Origin of the sequence: Chitinophaga sp. 180180018-3, assembly GCF_037893185.1 — a bacterium.
Classification (GTDB): domain Bacteria; phylum Bacteroidota; class Bacteroidia; order Chitinophagales; family Chitinophagaceae; genus Chitinophaga.
In genome coordinates, this window is the sequence record NZ_CP140772.1 from 3,221,456 (window position 1) to 3,246,714 (window position 25,259).

Below are 25,259 nucleotides of genomic sequence, written 5' to 3' on the forward strand. Positions count from 1 at the left end.
GACCCCTGTTGTGCTGCTTTATTCATTCTGTGGTGAGTTCCTTCAGCTTTTTCCGATAGCTTTCAGCACTTTTGCCGCCCGGGATCTTATACCCGGGGTGGGATTGTTTTCCAGCTGATCTTCGATCAGCAGGCGGATTTCGTTTTTTATTTCGGGATATTCTTTCGCGAGGTTGGAGAGTACAGTCATGGAAAACGCTTTTACAGCAATCGTTTCTTCGGGTGCTTCGAGGAATGCGAAGCAACAGTTCATGACAGGGCCGTGAAGACTTTCCGGGATGGTCAGGTGCTGCAGTATTCTCAACACATTTCTTTTCACGGCCACAGGTAATCCTTCTTCCTCCATCCGGGCCACCATGGCCGGCAGGTGAGGAGGAAGCAGCCCGGGATGCTTAGCGGCTACCAGGCTGATGATCCAGGCTGCGCGCTGTACCACGCGGTATTCATCTTCCAGAAACAAAGTTACCAGCTGCTGGAAACGTGAAGCGCTATGGCCTATCCAGGCTGTTATCATGTCGGAATGTTCACGGGAATTTTCCGCCAGTATTTCTGCACGCAGGTCAGTCATAACCGGCAAGTTACTACAGCAATTTCAATTTTCCGGTGGAGTGCCATTGGCAATAAGATAGGTAATCATTTTGCCGCGCATTCTTTCAAGGTCAGCTTCCTGTACAGGAATACCTGTTTCCTTTCCCATATCGTCCCATACGCGGATCTGGATGTATTGCTGAAACAGCGGATCGTTACGGAAGGCAATGGCTTCGGCTTCCTGCATAGGGCCACCCTGGTATTCCAGGGTTTGTTTACTGGCATCAGAGAGTGTTTCATAGTAGGCGCTATCGGACCAGGTCAGGTAACGTTTGGCTGCCACATGACTGCCTACCAGTCTGGCCATCCGCTCCGGAAATCCACAGTCGAGCAGAAACCTGCTGCCAAGATTATCATGCGCCATATTACCCAGGTCACCCATAGGACTTTCATGTTCGAAAAAATGTCCGATATCATGGAGGAATGCTGCGATAATCATCTCATCGTTAAAACCGGTGTATTCAGCAATCAGCGCCGATTGCATCATATGCATAAGCATAGTCACCTGTTCGCCATATTCCTCGTTGCCATAACGTGTGTATAGCTCGAAAATCTTGTCAGTCACACTGTGTGCGTATTGTTCCTTATCAGCCATTTTCGTACGTTTATGAGGGTTAGTCCAGTTTTTCGCGGATATCGCAAATGTAACAGCTGTTACAGCGAAAATAACATCCGTATTGTTATGTTTTTATTAAGAGCTAATAGTTGCTGGTTGCTGGCAACGGATAGCTAAAATTCTCCTACCTTTGCCCTTTACTACACAAAACCGAACCTTTGCTAAAGAAAGAACTACGCGTCATACTGGTGTCGCTGATTGTTAGTTTCGTGCTGACAGTAGCGAAATTTGGAGCTTACCTGATGACCCATTCTGTTGCCATCCTCTCAGATGCCCTGGAGTCTATCATTAATGTAGTAGCTGGTGGTTTTGCCTGCTACAGTATTTACCTGGCAGGACAGCCAAAAGATACCAACCATCCGTACGGGCATGGTAAGGTAGAATTCTTTTCAATCGGCTTTGAAGGAGCTATGATTTTTTTTGCGGGGATATTGATTCTGGTAAAAGCGGCGCAGTACTTCCTTTTCCCAAGAGAGCTGCATGATATGGTGAATGGTTTATGGGTGGTGGGTAGCACTACTGTAGCCAACCTGGTGCTGGGGCTTTACCTGCTGCGCTGGGGGAAACAGCTGTCGTCGATTACCATATATGGTAACGGGCAGCATATCATGACAGACGTGTATAGCAGTACCGGTTTAATAGTAGCACTGGGTATCATTCACTTCACCGGCTGGAACTGGCTGGATCCCGCTGTTTCCGTGCTGATGGGCGTTCTTATCCTTACCAAAGGCTACCAGCTGATGCGCCGTTCCATATCCGGCCTGATGGATGAAACAGATATGCAGACAGTAGACAAAGTTATTTCCATTCTTTCGCCGCATCGCCGCGAAAACTGGATCGATATACATAACATGCGTGTACAGCAATATGGCAACAACTATCACATCGATTGCCACGTAACTATGCCATATTACCTGGAGCTGAATGAGGCACACGATGAAATGAAAAACATTGATAAGCTCGTGAACAGCGAGTTTCAGGGCAGTGAGGTAGAATTCTTTATTCATATGGATCCCTGCATTCCATCCTGTTGCCACTACTGCCTCAAACACAACTGTCCTGTAAGAAAACATGAATTTACCGGCAGGATAGAATGGGAGAGAGGGAATGTAATGCCGAACAGGAAACACGGAGATAATTAAGAATTACGAATTAGGAATCTATAGTGTCCGGGGAAAATTTAAGAGATCTTAGCCTAACGATTCGGGGCTTAACAAAATAGGGAATGAGTGCCCTGAGAATTGAATATTTGCCTAAATCGGCAATTATGTATTTCAAATATTCAATTCTCAGGGTGCCTCTAAAAAGTAAGCCCCTTTTCTAAGGAGAGAATAATTTCAGTTGTATAAAGTCTGCATCTTTATTATTACAAAGAAGTGCTTTCTCCGGTTCGGTTAGAAATTTAATTAGGAGAATGTATGTGGAGAGGTGGAGTCTTAGAAAACCTGCCAGGTTGCTAAACGACCACATTCTGCAGCCCAGTTGCTTTAATTGATCTTTCACAATCTTTATAAGCAGATCTTTTATTAAAGCGCACCATACCTGTATACTAATGGCATTCTCATTGTCTCCCAGAAAATTACTTAATTGAGAGGTCTGCTTAATTCTTTTGAATAGCAGTTCTATATCCCATCTCTGTTTGTACAATCTCCTAATGGTAGAACAAGCGTAGGTCTGATTGTTAGTGAGTAAGTGCACCTTCTTTTGGGTCTTTTTATCATAAATACTAATGACTCTGGCCTGCTGCACCGGACTTTTTTTACAGGTCTTTGGGTTGCCAAGTCGGATGATCCAGTCTTTTAAAATTCCATTCTTTTTATCAGCCGATGTTATTTTTTTGCGCTCAAGTACCTTTATTTTCATCCCTTTAGTAACCCTGGAGATCCAGGTAATATCATTTTGGGTCCAGTCTTTCATTACCGTGTAATTTACATAAGCTCGATCCATGGCAATTATGGAGCCTGGCTCCAGGGGCAGCTTCTGCATAAATTTCCTGTCACTACAAGCGGCCTCTGTCAGTACAGTAAAGCAGGGTAACTCATCTTTGGCTCGCATCAGCACATGAGCTTTAACACCTCCTTTTTTCCTGCCATTTAACCCTTTTACACCCGCACCCTTCATCACAGTTGAAAACAGACTAATTGTTGTTGAATCCACTATAAATAATCTATCATGCAACCTGTTTCTTGTTCGGCTGTCCGGGCAATGTTGTGGATAATGGTGTTGGTATAGTAAATGATAGAGTTGGCTGAAAAAATCTACAGGGCGGTTCCTGTTGGCATCTGAAATAGTACTACGGCGAGGTGTTTTTTTAAGGCCTAGATGATTAAGCCGATGCTCATTAGCCAATAGCCCGGTAACTAGCTCTCTAAGAGAACTACACTGATGAAAGCTGCTGAATAGCATGGTTACCAAATGGTCAAAGGCCTTAAATTGCTTGTAATAGCTGTCTGCATTAGTCTCCCTGGCCGCTTTATCGATTAAAGTGGCGGGCACAAAAGAAAGTAACTGATTAAAAATCGGCTGTCCGGAAAAAAATCTACTTTTGCTCATAATGGTAAGTTGTAGTGTGGTAACTTAAACTTACTAAAAAAGGAGGCCACATCGGCCTCCTTTTATTTATCCTTACCTGTATTTTCCCCGGACACTATAGAATTAGGAATTACGAATTAAAGCGAAGACCTAAGCGGATAATATCTAACAACTATATTATCCGCTTAGGTCTTCGCTTTAATTCGTAATTCCTAATTCGTAATTCTTAATTCTATTCTTCGCCTTCTTCCTCACCATCGCCATGGCCAAGAATTTCGCGGATAGGTTTCACTGCCTGATAGATGCCGCGGTTGTATTTGTTACCGAGGATGATGATGGTAGTGGAGTCCTGAATAAAGCGATAAAATACGGTATTGTTGCCATGCCACCAGCCATTGTGGTAGATGATGTTCTTGGAACTGTCGGGGTACACCATGAGGCGCCAGCCCAGGCCGTAGTTACGTACGCCGGGTTTTTCGTGACTATATGGTGTGTATGCCTGTTTCAGGATGCTGTCGTTCAGCAGGTGATGCGAATAGAGCGCCTGATCCCATTTGAGCATATCGCGGGCACTGCTGTAGATACCTTTATCTCCCATTACGCCATCGAAGTAGGTGTCGGGCTCAAACTGCCCGTTAAATTTATGGCTTTGGGTTTGATGGCGGTGCGCGGGTGTAGACGGATTAAACACAAACGTACTGGTCATGCCCAGTGGACCAAAAATGGTTTCCTGCATGAAGTCGGCATATTTTTGTCCACTCACTTTTTCGATGATGGAAGCCAACAGCAGATAGTTAGTGTTACAATACTGGAAGTGCGTTCCCGGCGTATGCTGTACAGGCGGCTTATGCACTTCCATCAGTTTAATTACTTCATCGTTGGTGATATATCTGGCGTCGCCTTCTTTCCAAAGGCTGTCGCAGAAATACAGATAGTTAGGCAAGCCGCTGCGGTGACTCAACAACATGCGTACATTAATCCCCTTGTAAGGGAATTCGGGGAAGAATTTCTGGAGAGAATCATCCAGGCTCAGTTTATTATTTTGCGCGAGCCAGAGAACAGCGCCTCCGGTAAAGGTTTTCGATACAGATGCCATTTGGAAGGCAGAACTGTCGATGATCGGTGTTTTGGTCCTGGAGTTTTCGTAACCGTGATATTTCTCGAAAATAACAACGCCTTTTCTGGCTACCAGTATGGCTCCGTTGAAACCGGTGCGTAAGAGTTTAGTGTCGTAAAACGCTTCCAGTTCCCGCTGCATTTCGATAGTCCGGGATGATTTAAGCACCGCTTCCTTTTCCGCTGTAGTTAACCCTGCTGTATATAGCACCGAATCCGATGCTGCTTTTTTACTGTTCGCTTCCCTGCGTGCCGCATTGCTCTGGCAACTTGTGATAATCGCAATCCCCGATATCGTTAAGATGATACTTACTGCTTTCAATCGCTTCATTAGAGGTGTGATAACTGCTTTCTTGATTCAATATGACTCTTAAAATACAAAGCGCTAAAATTAGACCCAAAGTAAAAGACCGCCAAATATAAACTGCAAATTCAAATCCTTTTAATGTGTTTTTAAGCAAAAAAGGGCTGAAAACTTAAAAAAAAATCCCTGAGATGCCCGTTTTTTTGATAAAATCGAATTTGATGTCCTTCCTATTTGAATATTCCCTAACATCGAGTACGTTTGTGCCCTGTTTCCCCGCATTCAGCAATTATTAAGCCAATTGCTACACAGAGATACGTATATAATTTAGTATAATATTATGGACCAGCAAAAGTCGACAAGTTATCCGAAAGAGAAGATCAGCATTTTACTACTGGAAAACATCAGCGATGCCGCTGTGGCTGAATTTACAGCAGCGGGCTACCAGGTACGTAAGTTATCGGGGGCGTTGAGTGAGGAAGATCTGATCAGAGAAATCAAGGATGTGCATCTCCTGGGTATTCGTTCCAAGACCAAAGTAACACGTAAGGCACTGGAATCGGCCAGGAAACTGCAGGCAATAGGATGTTTTTGTATTGGCACCAATCAGGTAGACCTGAAAGCTGCTACGGAGCATGGTGTAACTGTGTTTAACGCGCCGTATTCCAATACCCGTTCGGTGGCTGAGCTGGTAATCGGTTTGTCGATCATGCTCATCCGTCGTATCATCGATAAGAATATTGCTGCGCACAATGGCATCTGGCTGAAAGAAGCTACGGGCAGCTATGAGCTCAGGGGCAAAACGCTGGGTATTGTTGGATATGGGAATATCGGTAGCCAGGTGAGTGTATTGGCAGAAGGAATGGGCATGAATGTTATCTATTACGATGCTGAAACCAAACTGCCGCTGGGTAATGCGGAGCAGCAACGTACGCTGAAAGAAGTTTTCAATAAAGCAGATATTATTTCGTTGCATGTACCTTCCAGCAAAACCACGGCTAACATGATCACCCGGGAAGTGCTGGCAGACGCTAAAAAAGGGGCCATATTCATCAACTACGCCCGCGGAGAAGTGGTAGACCTGGAAGCGCTGAGAGATGCGCTGGAAAGTGGTCAGCTATCCGGTGCAGCGATCGATGTTTTCCCGGTAGAGCCAGAGAAGAACGGTGCCTCTTTCAGCACACCGCTGCAGAAACTTTCGAATGTGATCCTTACGCCTCATATCGGTGGCAGCACAGAAGAAGCGCAACATAATATAGGCCTCGACGTGAGTGCAAAGATGCTGAACTACCTGGAAAAAGGCGCCAGCTTCGGTTCTCATACTGTACCGGCGATCAGTGTTCCTCCAATTGAAAATACCCATCGTATCCTGCATATACATGCAAACGTGCCGGGTGTATTATCGGAGATCAACACGGCTCTTTCTGCCAATAAGATCAATATCCTCGGACAATACCTCAAAACCAACGACCAGATTGGCTACGTGGTACTCGACGTTGATACGAAACTTTCCCAGGAAGCCCTGGCGTTGCTGAAAGATGTAAAGCACACGATTAAGACAAGACTGCTGTATTAAGAACGCGTCTTTAGTATAGTATTTGGAAAAAATGCAGCGGGGATTATATTATAGCAATAAAGCATAATATAATCCCCGTTGCGTTTTGACTAAAAGCTAAAAGCTAACGACCAAAAGCTGTTTTTCATCGATTTTCTTGCTGTATTTCAAAATTCTTTTGTTAACCTTGTAATGGAACTAACTGAAAAATATAGCACATGAAAATGAACAGGGCAGTAGCGACAGGGGCCGGGATGTTAGCCGGGCTTTTGTTGCATATGAAGGCAGCCGCACAGGACGAACCCAATAAGTGGGCGCCAGCCAATATTAAAATCGACGGACAGGCAACAGAATGGTCTAAACCCCTGCAATTCTACAGCAACGTTACCAAGTTATTTTATACGATAGCCAACGACCAGGAGAACTTATACGTAGTTATCAGTGTTCCCGATGCACAGAGTCAGACGAAGGTGATGAGGTCGGGTTTTACATTTACTGCTAATGCCAGTGGAAAGAAGAAAGGTGGCGCATCTGTTACTTTTCCCATTACTGCTGATGTAAATACCGGTGCTTCCGATGTTCCGGAAGCATCCAGGGCATTGATTGCCGGTGAACTGAAAAAACAGGCGCTGGCTAATCTGAAAGAGATTAAAGTGGACGGGTTTGAGGGAGTACCGGATGGCAATATTCCAGTGCACAATTCGTTTGGTATTCAAACGGCAGCTTCTTTTGAATCGGGTGGAAACCTGGTATGCGAACTGGCGATCCCGCTGAAATTGTTAGGAATTCCGGCAGGAAGTACACAACCCGTTGCTTACCGGTTTAAGGTAAACGCTGTGAAGCGGGAAGACAAAAAAGAGCTGGAGGCCAAACGGGCAAAAGGGGAGCAGCCACCTAAGCCGGGAGAGTACCAGGATAATTTTGCCTTGTACTATTCTTCTGACTTCTGGACCAGGCAAACACTGGCTACTCATAAGCCGGAGTAATACATGTCTTAATCATTTTTATGTATAATAACTTGTTTTCTGCAGGAACTAAAGCCATGGTGGCCGGAGCATTCTGTGTGGGTATATTTATCTCTTGTAAGAAAGATAAAGGCAACAGCCCCAATCCCCCAACATCCGGTTATGATACCTCTGCTACCGTTAAGGAAGATTCCCTCAAATACCTGATGTACCAGATCATGCAGGTAACTTATGGCGATGGAGGGCGGACTGCCTCAAGAGGACTGCCCACTTATTACTGGTACTCGCAGGTGCCCCAGCTGAATCTCAAGGATCCGAATTTCGGAACCGCAGATAATCTGCTTACAGCCATGAAAGGGTATGCTATCAACCCTACCACGAATGCGCCTTACGACAGATACAGTTTCCTCGACCGGACCGGAGCCGTTACCAACCAGCTGATGAATGGTGTTTCCGCACAAAACTATGTGGAGGGCACCGGTAAGCTCGGTCTCGATTACGCTCCCGTACTGGATCAAAGCGGTAAGTTACATCTCTTCGTGCTGTATGCAGATAAGAACAGTCCTGCCGGACTGGCCGGGCTGCAACGAGGCTGCGAGATCACTTCCGTAAATGGAAACAGCAGTTTCTCCAATACCCAGTCGTCTCTTCAGAGCATTTATAACGCTATTTCCGTGTCCACCAGTGTAACCCTGGGCGTAGTGAAAACGCCGGGCGCTGCGCAGCAAACCGTTACACTGAATGCAGTCAGCTACAATGTCAACCCCGTAGTATTTGATACCGTATTCACCGTTACCAATAACACCACAAAATTGCAGGAGAAAGTGGGCTACTTCGTGATGTACACTTTCACCAGCGTAAATAACTCGAAAGGCCAGCCAACTGCTGCTAAAGCGGCACTGGATCAGACTTTTGGTAAATTTACATCGCAGGGTGTGAAACATGTGATCGTGGATTTAAGGTATAACGGTGGTGGATCTACGAATACTGCTGAATACCTGGATAGCGCGCTGGCGCCTTCTTCCGCTGCAGGCAAGGTAATGTATACGTACAAGTATAACGATAAGATCACGGCCAACCTGAATACCGTTGGACTGGATGTACAGGTGAATTTCCCGTCCAATACCGGGGGAGCAGTGCTGAAGGACGTTTTCTTTATTGTATCCAGGTCAACAGCATCGGCCAGTGAGCTGACGCTTAACAACCTGAAACCTTACATGCCTGTACACCTGATAGGAGATACTACTTTCGGTAAGCCGGTAGGGTTTATTGACTTTAATATCACCATGTACGACGCTAATCATAAGCCGTCTATCTACCTCGCAGATCTTTATGCCATCAACTTTGAAACAAGAAATGCAAATGGTGAAGGGGGGTATTATACAGGTATTCCAATTGATAATGGTGCTAAGGCCCTTGATTATGTAAACGTCCCCTGGGGAAATACCGCTTTGGATCAGAACCTGGAACAAGCACTGAACTATATTTCTAATGGTTCTTACATTTCCAATCTCGGCGCCAGAATGGCTGTTACAGAACTCGCTCAGAGCCCGTATGGCCAGCTGAGAACCGCTATCCCGAATGCTAAACCAATGAATGGTTTCAACGGTATGGTGGATTTCAGATTAAGTCGTGCTGCATCGCGCTTAAAATAGCATAACATGCCATAGTGATCAACTTCCATAGACAAGAGAGTGTATCAACTTTGATACACTCTCTTTTTTATTTAAAAGACAAACGACCCCATCAATTCCCAGAATCCGCCGTACGTCTGCATTAGAAAATAATATAAATTGCAACCATACATCTGTCAGGTTACCTGGTGTAACCATCTTCGTTTTCAGAAACTCCTTTATTGATTTTTATTAACACCCAATCGACTTACTATGAAAAGAATGACCTCCATCTTGCTGCTGTCAGGTGCTCTTTTGACCGGAAGTATAGCCGGCTATGCACAGAACGCTGCCCCACAGCAGACCATTGAAAAAGCGTCTAAAGCAGAAAAGAAGAAAAAGAAACAGGCTGAAGACAAAGCAGCCGCCACACAGGATCAAGCTGCCACCGCGGTTAAAAAGACCAGAGCCAGGGCTGCTAAAGAGGAGGCAAACGCTACCAACGCTGCCACCGAAACAACGAAAAAGGCGAAAACCCAGGCAGCTAAAGAAGAAGTAAATGCCACTAACGCCACCACTGAAACAACGAAGAAAGCGAGAACCAAAGCAGCCAGGGTGATTACCGCTCCGGTATCTGCCCCAACAGCCCCTGCACCTGCAGCGGCGGCACCTGAAAGACCTGTTCCTGCTGCGCCGGGAGTAACTACCGCTAAGAAAACGGCTCCAGCCAGTAGCGGTGACCAGGTAGTGGGTACCGATGCAAAAGGCCGCACTATCTATCAGGGGCCCCGTGGCGGACAGTACTACATCAATAAAAACGGTAACAAAACTTATCTCAAAAAACAATAACAACGATTTGTAAAAAATACGAAGCTGACTCAATTAATTTGAGTCAGCTTTTTTATGATGACATCTACCTAAAACATAAGAGGACGTCTCATTTATTTTTGAAACGTCCTCTTACATTTATTTGATAGGAGAGACAGATGAACCAACCGGATAACTCTTCAAAAGGAGCGGAGCCTGGTGACCTCATCGGAATAATATCTCCCGTAATCTCCGCCCCTTAATACGCTACCGGATCACTGTTACTTCTCCTTTCAGTACATTGATCGGTCCTCCCGGTACTTTCTTGTAGCTGAGCCACCATACATAGGTGCCTACTTCCACCGGTACGCCCTTGTACTTACCATCCCATCCCTTGTGTGCATCTTCAGAGAGGAAGATCAATTCGCCCCAGCGGTTGAAGATCCTCAGCTGATAGTCGAACATCTGTCCTCTTACCACAGGTCTGAACACATCGTTACGGCCGTCGCCATTCGGTGAGAAGGCGTTGGGAACTACCGGTTTGGGTTCGCACTGTACAACTGATACGGTGATATTGTCGTTAGCAGTTCCGCAATCGTTGGATACGGTTACGATATAAGTGCCTGCTGAGCTTACGGTGCGGGTTGGGCCATAGGTGCCATCGTCCCAGCGGGCGCTCGTGATGCCGCCACCTTCCGCGCGGAGTGTGAGCGTTTCACCTACGCACAGTGTGGTGTCTCGGCCGAGGTTGATAACAGGCAGGCCGGTAGTATTTACATTTACGCTGGCGGTGTATACACGTTGACAGTATTTATCCATCACTGCCAGTTTATATTTACCTGATTGCGACACCTGTTTCACCGGGTTCGGGTCACCGTCGTTCCAGAGGTAGGAGATGGCATCCGGATTGGTACCATTGAGGGTGATAGTAGCACCCGGACAGATATTGCGATCAGGTCCGAGATCCAGTTTCAGCTCCGGTTTCAGACGAACATTCACGGTGTCTTTTACCACACAATTGTCTCTGCTCACCGCTACCCAGTACGCGCCAGGCTGATTCACCACAATGGAGTTGCCGGTTTCGCCGGTCTGCCATCTGATACGGCCGCCATTGGAGCTGACTGTCAGCATTACCGCCTGGTCGGGGCAAATAGCTGTATCGCGACTCAGGCTGATATCTGGTGGCGGGTTCACACTTACTTTCACGGTATCGATCGTAATACATCCTGCTTTCATCACCTTCACCCAGAATTGTTCCTGTGTGCTTACGAGGATGGATGACGCTGTAGAGCCGTTACTCCAGAGGTATTGAGCGCCGTTGACGTAAGCATCCAGTTTCACGGACTGGCCACGGCAGATGGTGGTATCCGGGATAGACACCAGCGGGGTCGGTATCAGCGCCACGTGGATGGAATCCGTAGTAGCACATTCGCCGTTGCTTACATTCACCCAGTAGGTGCCAGCCTGTTTCACCACGATTCTCTGTGTGGTTTCGCCGGTTGACCATTGGATCTTGTACGCAAAGTTAGCCGGGCCTGCATCCAGTACGAGGCTGTTGCCGCCGCAGATGGTGGTATCGTTACCGAGGTGTACTGCCGGTTTCCTGATGTAGGAAAGCTGATAGGTCACGGTATCTGAAGAGCATCCGGTTCTGCCATCAGTGATGATGAAGGAGGCCGAAGTAGCACCGTTCAGATTGAACACGTTGTTATTCTGTGATCTGGGCAGACCAGGTACAGCGTTGGCTGGTGTAACCGCTACCAGTGTATAGGTAGGCAGATATACCTTACCAACTTTGCGCAGGGCGATGCGGCCGTTGTCCGAGCAATTGGACGGCAGGGTAGCTTCCAGTTTCGGTTTATCGCAAGGGTTGATGATCACCCGCTGGATCACATCATCGGCCTTATTACCGCAGGCATCTGTAATACTCCATCTTCTTATAATCGTATATCCGTTACAGATATCTGCCACGTATGGATCTTCAGTATAGATGGCATTTTTCGGGAAACTGTTATCGCAGTTGTCCGTAGCCGTCAGTACCGGTGGTGCAGGGATCTTATCCTGACAGTAGAGTACCACATCGGCCGGAGCTGGCATGATCACCGGTCTGGTGGTGTCTTTTACCGTAAGCACCTGTTTCACAGTGTCGGCGTTGCCGCAGGCGTCTTTGGCGATCCACATCCTGATGATGCGATAGTTGGATGCACATGCGCCTGGTATGGACTCGGTGTAGATCCGGCGACTCAGCACAAGGCCGTTTCCAATAGTGCTGCAATTATCGGATATCTGCACGTTGGTGGCAGGTGCCGGGATATTGTCGCAGCTTACCATGGTATCGGCTGGCGGTCTTACAGTGAACACTGGTCGGGTTGTATCCTGAACAGTGATCACCTGTTTCATTTCTGATTTGTTACCACACTCGTCGGTGGCAGTCCAGGTGCGGATTTCCTGGTAGTTATTGGCACAGTTACCGGATTGTTTGATGGTTTTACTGTTTGTGAATACCTGTATGTTGCCGCTGCAGTTATCGGATGCGGTAATCACAGGCCATGCAGGAACTTTGTCGCAGTCTACCACAGTATCCTTAGGTGCAGGCATGCTGAACACCGGTCGGGTGGTATCCTGTACCTGGATCATCTGTTGTACTGCACGCGAGTTACCACATTCATCAAAGGCGGTCCATTTCCGGTAGATCACATAGTTGCTGTTACAGCTACCCGGATTGTGTACAGCGGAATCTTTAGGTATTACCGTGATGATACCTGGTGTACAGTTGTCAGTAGCGGTGAGGTTGATGCCTGCAGGTATTTTGTCGCAATCCACGGTGGTATCAGCAGGTGTCGGAACATTGAATACCGGAGCAGTCATGTCTTTCACGGTTACTACCTGCCTGAGGGTAACCCCGGTGTTGCAGGCGTCTTTTGAGGTCCACGTGCGGATCAGCAGGTAATTATTGGAGCAATTGCCCGGAAGATCCTGACGTACTTCTACGAATGGTATGATCACTTCTCCGGCACAGTCGTCCATTGCTTTCAGGGCAACGCCAGCCGGCACCTTGTCGCAGTCTACCGTTGTATCTGCCGGAGCAGGAGAGGTGAATACCGGCGCTTTGGTATCCCTGATGGTAATTGTCTGGGAGGTTGTTACCGAGAGATTACATCTGTCGGTGGCGGTCCATGTGCGCGTGATGGTGCTGAGGCAGGGCGAAGTCACTACCGTTACATCACTGTAGGTAACCGTCAGCGGTTCATTATCATAAGGCAGGTGGCTGAACACCGGCGTACCGAAGTACGTGGTATAGTCCTTACCTTTTTCACATTCCACGGTCATGGCCGGCGGAGTGAATGTCACTACCGGGTTGATGGTGATGATGGTGATCTTCACCACGTTGCTGATATTATCGATACATGCACCTGATGTCACGATCCTTCTGTACCAGGTATTAGCGCTGAGTACGCCCGGCTGGTACACATCAGCATTAGCACCCGCGATATTGGCAAACGGTCCGCCTGCGCCAGCGGTGCTTTGCTGCCACTGGTAGGAGTAAATACCGTTACCGCCCGACAACGCATTACTACGTATAGCCATTGGCGTTTCAGTGATACATACATTCTGATCGCGTTGAATGGTATTTCCGAGGATAGGCTTGCGGTTGATCAGCGTTACGCTGGAGCTGGTTGCGTTACATACGCCATTGCTTACCACCCAGGTGAGTTGGGCAGTTTCGCCAGCAGGTACAGTGATCACGGCTTTCCGGTCGTTGATATTGCTGATACCGATCAGTGACGCGTTGTTGCTGGTAACAATCCAGGTACCTTTAGCGCCCGGTACGCCCGGATCGCTGGCATTCATTGTGAACGAGGAGTCGTTACAATGTTCCTGGTTAGTACCGGCATTGGCGGCAACGGGGAGCTGGTAGTTGATGAGTGTTACATCGCTCCAGGTAGCGCTGCAGACGCCGTTTGTTACGGTCCAGCGAAGTACTACGGTGTCGCCAACGTTGATGTTGACCGCGGTAGCAGGATTATTGATGGCTTTGATCACGGCATTGCCTTTTACGATCGACCAGAATCCTTTAGCGCTTGGAACAGACGGTGGATAGGCGGCCATGGTGAAATCACCGTTGTTGTTACACATGGAAATATCCGGGCCTGCATAAGCACTGTCAGCTTTTTTGTAGTTGATCAGCGTAACGGTGCTGCTGGTGCTGGAGCAGGTGCCATTGGCGACAGTCCATTTGAGTATAACGGTATCGCCTATAGGTACTGTCACAGCGGAGGCCGGATTGTTCTTATCCTTGATGTTAGCAAGACCGGGAACACGGCTGACGTCTGTCCAGGTGCCGGTGGCGCTGGCAACACCGGGTTGGCTCGCATTCATGATGAAGTCGGCATTGGTATTACATTTTTCCTGGTCCGGACCTGCATAAGCGGTGATGGCTTCCTTATAGTTGATAATGGTCACCCTGCTGAAAGTGGTATCGCATACGCCGTTGGCGATGGCCCACTGGAGAACGGCGGTATCGCCTACAGGCACGGTTACAGCGGTTGCCGGGTTGTTAGGTGATTTAATAATAGCCCTGCCCGGAACGCGGCTGATATCTGTCCAGATACCAATAGCCGTTGGTACACCCGGACTATTAGCAGTCATGATGAAGTCGCCGGTGTTATTACACAGCTGCTGATTGGCGCCCGCATTTGCTTTGCTGGCCACTGCATAATTGGTGAGATTCAATGTGGCGCTGGTTGAATCACAGAGCCCGTTGGTGATCCACCAGGTGAACGGGACTGTATTGCCGGCAGGCACCATTACAGTGGTATTGGCGAGGGTGCTGTCGGTGATACGGATAACACCGCGGAAAGTGGTGGGGTAACGCCATACACCGTGGGCACCATATTCAGTAGGCGTATTACCGCTAAGCGTGAACAGGGAATCGTTACAGTGTGCCTGATCCTTTCCTACAGTAGCCACAGCCGGCCGCTGGAAGTTGGTGATCTTCAGCGAGGCACTGGACGAATCGCAGTAGCCGTTGGTGATCCACCAGGTGAAGTTGGCCGTTTGTCCGGCTGGCACAATCACCCGCGAGTTGTACAGGGTACTGTCGGAGATGCTGATATTGGTACCAGTGAATCTCCACACGCCTTTAGCGCCGAGTGCCGTAGGCTTGTTACCGGTTAAAGTGAATACCGAGTCGTTACAGTGTGCGTTTATCGGCTGCACGGTTGACTGGTTTACTTTATCATAATTGGTGATGGTCACTTTGGCACTGGACGAGTCGCAGTAGCCGTTAGTGATCCACCAGATGAAGTTGGCCGTTTGTCCGGCTGGCACAATTACCTGTGAGTTATACAGGGTACTATCGGTGATTTTGATATTGGTACCAGTGAACCTCCACACACCTTTGGCACCGAGTGCGGTAGGCTTATTACCTGTTAAGATGTATACGGAATCGTTACACTTAGTTGCAATCGGCTGAGTAGTAGCGGTATTCACCTTGTCGTAGTTGGTGATAGATACTTTAGCACTGGACGAATCGCAATAGCCATTGGTGATCCACCAGGTGAAGTTGGCGGTTTGACCGGCAGGTACGATCACCTGTGAGTTGTACAGGGTACTGTCGGTGATTTTGATATTGGTACCAGTGAATCTCCACACGCCTTTGGCACCGAGTGCCGTAGGCTTATTACCTGTTAAGATGTATACGGAATCGTTACACTTAGCCACAATCGGCTGAGTGGTAGCGGTATTCACCTTGTCGTAGTTGGTGATAGACACTTTAGCACTGGACGAGTCGCAGTAGCCGTTGGTGATCCACCAGGTGAAGGTGGCGGTTTGACCAGCTGGTACAATCACCTGAGGATTATACAAGGTGCTGTCGGAGATCCTGATATTGGTACCAGTGAACCTCCACACGCCTTTGGCGCCGAATGCCGTAGGCTTGTTACCTGTTAAGACATATACGGAGTCGTTACACTTGGCCGTAACTGGCAAAACAGTAGCGGTGTTTACCTTGTCGTAATTGGTGATAGACACTTTGGCACTGGACGAATCGCAATAGCCGTTAGTGATCCACCAGGTGAAATTGGCTGTCTGTCCGGCAGGTACGATCACCTGTGAGTTATACAGGGTACTGTCGGTGATTTTGATATTGGTACCAGTGAATCTCCACACGCCTTTGGCGCCGAGCGCGGTAGGCTTATTACCCGTTAAGATGTACACGGAATCGTTACACTTAGCCGCAATCGGCTGAGTGGTAGCGGTATTCACCTTATCGTAGTTGGTGATAGACACTTTAGCGCTGGATGAATCGCAGTAGCCGTTAGTGATCCACCAGGTGAAGTTGGCTGTTTGACCGGCAGGTACGATCACCTGTGAGTTATACAGGGTGCTGTCGGTGATTTTGATATTGGTACCAGTGAACCTCCACACACCTTTAGCGCCGAGTGCTGTAGGCTTGTTACCTGTTAAAATGTATAAGGAATCATTACACTTAGCCACAATCGGCTGAGTGGTAGCGGTATTCACCTTATCGTAGTTAGTGATAGACACTTTAGCACTGGAGGAATCGCAATAACCGTTGGTGATCCACCAGGTGAAATTGGCGGTTTGTCCGGCAGGTACGATCACCTGTGAATTGTACAGGGTACTGTCGGTGATTTTAATATTGGTACCAGTGAATCTCCACACGCCTTTGGCGCCGAGCGTTGTAGGCTTGTTACCCGTTAAGATGTATACGGAGTCGTTACACTTAGCCACAATCGGCTGAGTAGTAGCGGTATTTACCTTATCGTAGTTGGTGATAGACACTTTAGCACTGGACGAATCGCAATATCCATTAGTGATCCACCAGGTGAAATTGGCGGTTTGTCCGGCAGGTACAATCACCTGTGAGTTATACAGGGTGCTGTCGGTGATTTTGATATTAGTACCAGTGAACCTCCACACGCCTTTAGCACCGAAAGCTGTAGGCTTGTTACCTGTTAAGATGTACACGGAATCGTTACACTTAGCCACAATCGGCTGAGTGGTAGCGGTATTCACCTTGTCGTAGTTGGTGATGCTTACTTTAGCACTGGACGAATCGCAATAACCATTGGTGATCCACCAGGTAAAGTTGGCGGTTTGACCGGCAGGTACGATCACCTGTGAATTATACAGGGTACTGTCGGTGATTTTGATATTGGTACCAGTGAACCTCCACACGCCTTTGGCGCCGAGCGCTGTAGGCTTGTTACCCGTTAAGATGTATACAGAGTCGTTACACTTAGCCGCAATCGGCTGAGTAGTAGCGGTATTCACCTTGTTGTAGTTGGTGATAGATACTTTAGCACTGGATGAATCGCAGTAGCCATTGGTGATCCACCAGGTGAAGTTGGCGGTTTGACCGGCAGGTACGATCACCTGTGAATTATACAGGGTACTATCGGAGATTTTGATGTTGGTGCCAGTGAATCTCCACACGCCTTTGGCGCCGAGTGCTGTAGGCTTGTTACCGGTTAAGATGTACACGGAGTCGTTACACTTAGCTGCAATCGGCTGAGTAGTAGCGGTATTCACCTTGTCGTAATTGCTGATGCTTACTTTGGCACTGGAGGAATCGCAATAACCGTTGGTGATCCACCAGGTGAAATTGGCGGTTTGTCCGGCAGGTACGATCACCTGTGAATTATACAGGGTACTGTCGGTGATTTTGATATTGGTACCAGTGAATCTCCACACACCTTTGGCGCCGAGCGTCGTCGGTTTATTACCTGTTAAGATGTATACGGAGTCGTTACACTTGGCTGCAATCGGCAGGGTAGTAGCGGTATTCACCTTATCGTAGTTGGTGATAGACACTTTGGTGCTGGATGAATCACAATAACCATTAGTGATCCACCAGGTAAAGTTGGCGGTTTGACCGGCAGGTACGATCACCTGTGAATTATACAGGGTACTATCGGTGATTTTGATATTGGTACCAGTGAATCTCCACACACCTTTGGCGCCGAGCGCCGTCGGTTTATTACCCGTTAAGATGTATACGGAGTCGTTACACTTAGCTGCAATCGGCTGAGTGGTAGCGGTATTCACCTTATCGTAGTTGGTGATAGACACTTTGGCACTGGATGAATCGCAATAACCGTTGGTGATCCACCAGGTGAAATTGGCGGTTTGACCGGCAGGTACAATCACCTGTGAATTATACAGGGTACTGTCGGTGATTTTGATATTGGTACCAGTGAATCTCCACACGCCTTTGGCACCGAAAGCGGTAGGCTTGTTACCTGTTAAGATGTATACAGAATCGTTACACTTAGCCACAATCGGCTGAGTAGTAGCGGTATTCACCTTGTCATAGTTGGTGATAGACACTTTGGCACTGGACGAATCGCAATAACCATTAGTGATCCACCAGGTGAAGTTGGCGGTTTGACCGGCAGGTACGATCACCTGCGAGTTATACAGGGTACTGTCGGTGATTTTGATATTAGTACCAGTGAACCTCCACACGCCTTTAGCGCCGAGTGCTGTAGGCTTGTTACCTGTTAAAATGTATAAGGAATCATTACACTTAGCCACAATCGGCTGAGTGGTAGCGGTATTCACCTTGTCGTAGTTGGTGATAGATACTTTAGCACTGGATGAATCGCAGTAGCCATTGGTGATCCACCAGGTGAAGTTGGCTGTTTGACCGGCAGGTACGATCACCTGTGAGTTGTACAGGGTACTGTCGGTGATTTTGATATTAGTACCAGTGAATCTCCACACGCCTTTAGCACCGAGTGCCGTAGGCTTGTTACCTGTTAAGATGTATACAGAATCGTTACACTTAGCCACAATCGGCTGAGTGGTAGCGGTATTCACCTTATCGTAGTTAGTGATAGACACTTTGGCACTGGACGAATCGCAATAACCGTTAGTGATCCACCAGGTGAAATTGGCAGCTTGTCCGGCAGGTACAATCACCTGTGAATTATACAGGGTACTGTCAGTGATTTTGATATTGGTACCGGTGAATCTCCACACGCCTTTGGCGCCGAGTGCTGTAGGCTTGTTACCTGTTAAGATGTACACAGAATCGTTACACTTAGCCGCAATCGGCTGAGTAGTAGCGGTATTCACCTTATCGTAGTTAGTGATAGACACTTTAGCGCTGGAGGAATCGCAATAACCGTTAGTAATCCACCAGGTGAAGTTGGCGGTTTGACCGGCAGGCACAATCACCTGTGAGTTATACAGGGTGCTGTCGGTGATTTTGATATTGGTACCAGTGAATCTCCACACACCTTTAGCGCCGAGTGCGGTAGGCTTGTTACCTGTTAAAATGTATAAGGAATCATTACACTTAGCCACAATCGGCTGAGTGGTAGCGGTATTCACCTTATCGTAGTTAGTGATAGACACTTTGGCACTGGACGAATCGCAATAACCGTTGGTGATCCACCAGGTGAAGGTGGCGGTTTGACCGGCAGGTACGATCACCTGTGAATTGTACAGGGTACTGTCGGTGATTTTAATATTGGTACCAGTGAATCTCCACACGCCTTTGGCGCCGAGCGCTGTAGGCTTGTTACCTGTTAAGATGTATACGGAGTCGTTACACTTAGCCACAATCGGCTGAGTGGTGGCGGTATTCACCTTATCGTAGTTGGTGATAGACACTTTAGCACTGGTTGAGTCGCAATAACCGTTGGTGATCCACCAGGTGAAATTGGCTGTTTGTCCGGCAGGTACGATCACCTGTGAGTTGTACAGGGTACTGTCGGTGATTTTGATATTGGTACCAGTGAATCTCCACACGCCTTTGGCGCCGAGTGCCGTAGGCTTGTTACCTGTTAAGATGTACACAGAATCGTTACACTTAGCTGCAATCGGCTGGGTAGTAGCGGTATTCACCTTATCGTAGTTAGTGATAGACACTTTAGCACTGGACGAATCGCAATAACCATTGGTGATCCACCAGGTGAAGTTGGCGGTCTGTCCGGCAGGTACGATCACCTGTGAGTTATACAGGGTGCTGTCGGTGATTTTGATATTGGTGCCGGTGAACCTCCATACACCTTTGGCACCGAAAGCGGTAGGCTTGTTGCCTGTTAAGATGTATACGGAATCGTTACACTTAGCCGTAATCGGCTGAGTAGTAGCGGTATTCACCTTATCGTAGTTGGTGATAGACACTTTAGCACTGGACGAATCGCAATAACCATTAGTGATCCACCAGGTGAAGTTGGCTGTTTGTCCGGCAGGTACGATCACTTGCGAATTGTACAGGGTGCTGTCGGTGATTTTGATATTGGTACCAGTGAATCTCCACACGCCTTTGGCGCCGAGCGCTGTAGGCTTGTTACCTGTTAAGATGTATACGGAGTCGTTACACTTAGCCGTAATCGGCTGGGTAGCAGCGGCATTCACCATGTCGTAGTTGGTGATAGATACTTTAGCACTGGACGAATCGCAATAACCATTGGTGATCCACCAGGTGAAGTTGGCGGTCTGTCCGGCAGGTACGATCACCTGTGAGTTATACAGGGTGCTGTCGGTGATTTTGATATTGGTGCCGGTGAACCTCCACACACCTTTGGCACCGAAAGCGGTAGGCTTGTTACCTGTTAAGATGTATACGGAATCGTTACACTTGGCCACAATCGGCTGAGTGGTAGCGGTATTCACCTTGTCGTAGTTGGTGATGCTTACTTTGGCACTGGACGAATCGCAATAACCATTAGTGATCCACCAGGTGAAATTGGCAGTTTGTCCGGCAGGTACAATCACCTGTGAATTATACAAGGTGCTGTCAGTGATTTTAATATTGGTGCCGGTGAATCTCCACACGCCTTTGGCGCCGAGCGCTGTAGGCTTGTTACCTGTTAAGATATACACGGAGTCGTTACACTTAGCCACAATGGGCTGAGTAGTAGCGGTATTTACCTTATCGTAATTGGTGATAGATACTTTAGCGCTGGAGGAATCGCAATAGCCATTGGTGATCCACCAGGTGAAGTTGGCGGTTTGTCCGGCAGGCACAATCACCTGTGAGTTATACAGGGTACTATCGGAGATTTTGATGTTGGTACCAGTGAATCTCCACACGCCTTTGGCGCCGAGTGCTGTAGGCTTGTTACCTGTTAAGATGTATACGGAATCGTTACACTTAGCCACAATCGGCTGAGTGGTAGCGGTGTTCACCTTATCGTAATTAGTAATGGTGACTTTCGCGTTGGTAGAATCACAGAAGCCATTGGTGATCCACCAGGTGAAAGTGGCCGTTTGTCCGGCAGGCACAATCACCTGTGAGTTGTACAGGGTGCTGTCGGTGATTTTAATATTGGTGCCGGTGAATCTCCACACGCCTTTGGCGCCGAGTGCTGTCGGTTTATTACCTGTTAAGATGTATACGGAGTCGTTACACTTAGCCACAATCGGCTGAGTAGTAGCGGTATTCACCTTATCGTAGTTGGTGACGGTCACTTTAGCACTGGTTGAGTCACAATAGCCGTTGGTGATCCACCAGGTGAAGGTGGCCGTTTGTCCGGCTGGTACAATTACCTGTGTGTTATATTTTGTGCTATCGGTGATGCTAATATTCTTATTGGTATATCTCCACACACCTTTAGCGCCAAACATGGTTGGGTTGTTACCAGTGAGGGTAAATACCGAATCATTACAATGTGCAGGAATAGCCGCGGCAGTAGCTGTGTTTGGTTTGTCGTAGTTAGAAATGACGGATTTAGCGCTGGACGAATCGCAGACACCATTGGTAATCCACCAGGTAAAGTTGACTGTTTGTCCGGCTGGTACAATTACTTTCGTAGTACCCAGGGTACTGTCAGTGATGGTGATGTTTTTGCCATTATATCTCCATACACCCCTTGCTCCTGTACCTACCGGGGTATTACCGGTCAGGTAGAATACAGAATCATTACAGTGTACCTGATCACCGGCGGTAGCAGCGAGATTAGGTTTCGGGAATACGGTTACTATAATGGAAGCACAACTGGTGTTAGCACAGGCGCCGGCGCCTTCAGCCCTTACATAGTAGGTAGTGGTGCTGGTAAGATCAAACACCACCTGTGAGCTGTCGGCGTTTGCCGATTTCGGTGTGGCCTTCACACTGCCCGGATTGCCGGGGCATGCTCCGGTATACCATCTCCATTTAACAGATTTGCCGGTAGAATCAACCCCCAGTGAGCCTCCCGTTACGGTCAGGGTAGTAGTACCGGAAACACAAAGACTGTCGACCGTAGCCGTGATCCCCGTTGGGGCAGTGGATGGTTTTTCCACACCTACCGAGAAGGGCACATCAATGGAACAGCCGTGCAGGGTATCTTCTTTCGCCGTTAATATAAAATCATAACTACCGGCAGGAGTACCGGCGGGCAGTTTTATTTTGAAGCTACCGGAAGTATTGGCATCTGGCCAGGTGCCTGTGATGGTACTGAAACCTGGCATTACGCGGGTAGTGGCAGGTTTAAGGATATAATCCTTGATAGTATCTGATACAGCGCTGTAGTTGACGGTAAAGGAATCGGTGGTATTACATACCGGCGAGGCGGTAATATTTACAGTTGGAACACTCTTTACCTTCAGCTTAATGGCGGCCGAAGTACTACCCGGACAAACACCGTTGGTAATACTCCAGATCAGTCCAACTGTTTTGGGTGTTGTGGTACCCAATATAGTAGCTATCGCGTTATAATTATTAGGATAATCGATAGATACATCCGCAGCGGTAGTACCTGTAGCCAGGCTCCAGGCACCGGTTTCGCCGGTACCTGGCCGTGTGCCATTCAGCTGAAAGGCTCTTTGTCCGCATTGTGTAACGTCGTTTCCTACCGTAACCGGCGTAAGTGCTTTGGTATTGATCAATGTAACGCGGTTGGTATCGGTACATGCCGCCATCGCATTATTGGTGATCACCCAGAACAGGCGAACGGTATCACCAGGCTGTACGCCTTTGACGGTGGTTTGTGCCGAATTCGGACTTACAATCACCGCTCCTTTATTGTTGCCGTTGAATATCCATACGCCGCTTTGGTCGGCAGGCGGCGTGCTTCTCCTGATATTGAAATCATTGAGGGTACATTGCCTGTATGTGGTATCCACATCTGCTTTTGGCATCGATCGTACCTTCACCCATAAAGTATCGTAGGCGTTACAGGTTTTGTTGTTCAGCACCACGTTGTAGGGAATGTTGCCGGTATCGGTAGGGGTGTGGGTAATTGTAATGATGCTGTCGATGAGAGTGGCGCCGTAATACCATTTCCAGGAAATACTGTCAACAGGTGCACCGGAATTGGTGACCTGCAAGGTGACAGATCCGCCCTTACAAAGTTGAGTTGGGCCACCGGAGATCTTTGTAACGGGTTTTGCATCTACAATTACCTGAGCCTGACCACTGTCCATACATTGCCGGGGCAGACCTGTTAAGGTATCCAGGCCATAATTCGCTATACCTACTGCCCGGTAGCTGGTGGTAACGTTAGGGAAAACTGTGATCGACGGCCCTACGACCTCGGGGGTTACCCTCCATTTATAGGTACTATATCCGCCTGCTGCGGTCACCGTTACCGGATTGCCCTGGCAGATCCTGCCCGAGGAAACGGTTACCTTAGGTTTGGGTAGTACCGTGATTTTAGTGTATTCGGAAGGAGCGGCACAGTTGCTGGCATTGCCCTGTTCCAGGATATTGACGCGGAAGTATATGTCCTTCGGAATAGTACTGGCGCCGGTAAGTGCGCCGGTTTTGAAAACCAGTACAGAGTCACTGGAGCCTGTGATGAGATTTAAAGAGTCAGTTCTTTTCTGCCAGTTAACCGCATCATAGCTGTATTCCCATTGGAACACGGGGTTCTGGAAATAGTTCGTTGGGCTATAGATCGCTTTGATGGTAACAGGAGCGCCTTCACACAACGAAGCCACCCTCAGGGGTGGTTTACTTTGGCCATCGATAAAAGAATAAATATATGGGCTACAATACGTGAACGAGATATCATCTATCGCAATATCGTTACCGCAGCCTCCGGGCCTGTCGTTACCGATCACCAAATCTACCTGCGTGACGCCCCCGGGCGTTTTAAAACCGCCGCCGTACATCTGCCACTGAGGCCCGTCGAGGTTCATGGATACATCATAAGTTTTGAACCGGGCGATGGTATCTTTAGTTGCCGAATTTACTATATAGAAAGTAACGCCGGCATAGTGATAACCATCGGAGTTGCCGGCTGCACAGGTGGCGTTGAATACCTGCAGGCTGTTCAGGTTCATGAACCAGGCACTGAAGTTATACAGAGAACCAGGACAAACCGGTACTTTAGGTTTTACAAAGAAAAATTTAGGATCGTAGGAAGCATTGGCAATAAGCATACCGCCAACAGAGTCGGGACTGTTGCTGCCGGTATGGTCGAGGGAATATACCCATTCAGGTCTGATCTGTGATTGCCAATATACAGTGTAGCTGTTATCAGTGAAATTAGCTCCATTTAAGGGTATAGGTACATAGTTATATCCGTTTTGAGTAGTAGGAGGTACATTAGGATTGGAAACGCTGTTAGGGTCATTCACTTTGAAGTTGCCAAAGTTCTCTTTAAAATCTCCGACACCGGTGTTCTTACCCTGACAGGGAATAATGGAACAATCCTTCACATAAATGGATTTATATACCCGGTACTTTTTGGAGCCTACATATAGCACCGCAGTAATGGTATAAAGGCCTTTATCAAGAAATTTAATGGTCAGCGCATTTTTACCATAAGCCGGGTCAGGAGCTTGTCCTGTAAGAGAGCTGCTATTAGGATCGGAGGTATATAGTATTGTATAGTTTCCCCCGGTGATGGTCCAATCTGCTGAACTGGCGCCTGTGGAGTTCCACAGGAAAGCGTTCACACTGGCAAAGCTGTTCCAGCAGGTGGTGTCCGGCAGGTTGATAAAAGCGTTGCCGTTTGACGGATATTTAGGGGATGGGCCATTGGTAACATACTGGGCATCCACCTGAATGCTGTACAGTACTAGTCCCAGGACCAGGTATAATAAGGTTAGTAGTCGTTTCATAGGTGTAAACAGTTAAGAAAAAAAAGTATCAGGACAGAAACTGGATAAGTTCCTCAGATCCTACTGTACTTCAATTCTTTACATAGAAATTTGCCGCCATGGATTTCAGGTAGGCAAAGGGTTAAGGGAGTGTA

At 47.8% G+C, this 25,259-nt stretch carries 10 protein-coding genes; 5 read left to right on the forward strand and 5 right to left on the reverse strand.

The annotated features are described in order from the left end of the window. Window positions 1-42 precede the first annotated feature (42 nt). Entirely contained in the window at window positions 43-567 is a 525-nt protein-coding gene (locus UNH61_RS12600) for a hypothetical protein (RefSeq protein WP_326992349.1), read from the reverse strand. A 24-nt stretch (window positions 568-591) separates the two neighbouring features. After that, entirely contained in the window at window positions 592-1,182 is a 591-nt protein-coding gene (locus UNH61_RS12605; protein WP_326992350.1) for an HD domain-containing protein, read from the reverse strand. Between the two features lie 179 nt (window positions 1,183-1,361). On the opposite strand from UNH61_RS12605, the gene UNH61_RS12610 reads away from it, so the two are divergent. Continuing rightward, window positions 1,362-2,345 carry a cation diffusion facilitator family transporter gene (locus tag UNH61_RS12610; RefSeq protein ID WP_326992351.1) on the forward strand — a complete coding sequence of 328 codons (984 nt, stop codon included), beginning with the start codon at window positions 1,362-1,364 and terminating at the stop codon, window positions 2,343-2,345. Window positions 2,346-2,523: 178 nt separating this feature from the next. Here UNH61_RS12610 and UNH61_RS12615 read toward each other — a convergent pair whose 3' ends face one another. Next, the gene (locus UNH61_RS12615; protein WP_326992329.1) at window positions 2,524-3,756 is read right to left on the reverse strand and encodes an IS4 family transposase; all 1,233 of its coding nucleotides are present in this window, start codon (window positions 3,754-3,756) and stop codon (window positions 2,524-2,526) included. A 211-nt stretch (window positions 3,757-3,967) separates the two neighbouring features. Further along, entirely contained in the window at window positions 3,968-5,182 is a 1,215-nt protein-coding gene (locus UNH61_RS12620) for a serine hydrolase domain-containing protein (RefSeq protein WP_326992352.1), read from the reverse strand. A 313-nt stretch (window positions 5,183-5,495) separates the two neighbouring features. Between UNH61_RS12620 and serA the strand changes: the two genes are divergently transcribed. The 4 genes from serA to UNH61_RS12640 all read left to right on the forward strand — a co-directional run bounded on the left by serA (window position 5,496) and on the right by UNH61_RS12640 (window position 10,137). After that, window positions 5,496-6,731, forward strand: a complete 1,236-nt coding sequence (gene serA, locus UNH61_RS12625; RefSeq protein WP_326992353.1) for a phosphoglycerate dehydrogenase — start codon at window positions 5,496-5,498, stop codon at window positions 6,729-6,731. A 197-nt stretch (window positions 6,732-6,928) separates the two neighbouring features. Then, window positions 6,929-7,696, forward strand: coding sequence for a hypothetical protein (locus UNH61_RS12630; protein ID WP_326992354.1), 768 nt, complete (start codon window positions 6,929-6,931; stop codon window positions 7,694-7,696). Window positions 7,697-7,716: 20 nt separating this feature from the next. Continuing rightward, window positions 7,717-9,330, forward strand: a complete 1,614-nt coding sequence (locus UNH61_RS12635) for a S41 family peptidase (RefSeq protein ID WP_326992355.1) — start codon at window positions 7,717-7,719, stop codon at window positions 9,328-9,330. Window positions 9,331-9,561: 231 nt separating this feature from the next. Beyond that, window positions 9,562-10,137, forward strand: coding sequence for a hypothetical protein (locus UNH61_RS12640; RefSeq protein WP_326992356.1), 576 nt, complete (start codon window positions 9,562-9,564; stop codon window positions 10,135-10,137). Between the two features lie 225 nt (window positions 10,138-10,362). Here the strand turns inward: UNH61_RS12640 and UNH61_RS12645 are convergent, their stop codons facing one another. Next, a complete protein-coding gene (locus tag UNH61_RS12645; RefSeq protein WP_326992357.1) occupies window positions 10,363-25,125 on the reverse strand; it encodes a gliding motility-associated C-terminal domain-containing protein in 14,763 nt (4,920 codons plus the stop codon). Between the last annotated feature and the right edge of the window lie 134 nt (window positions 25,126-25,259).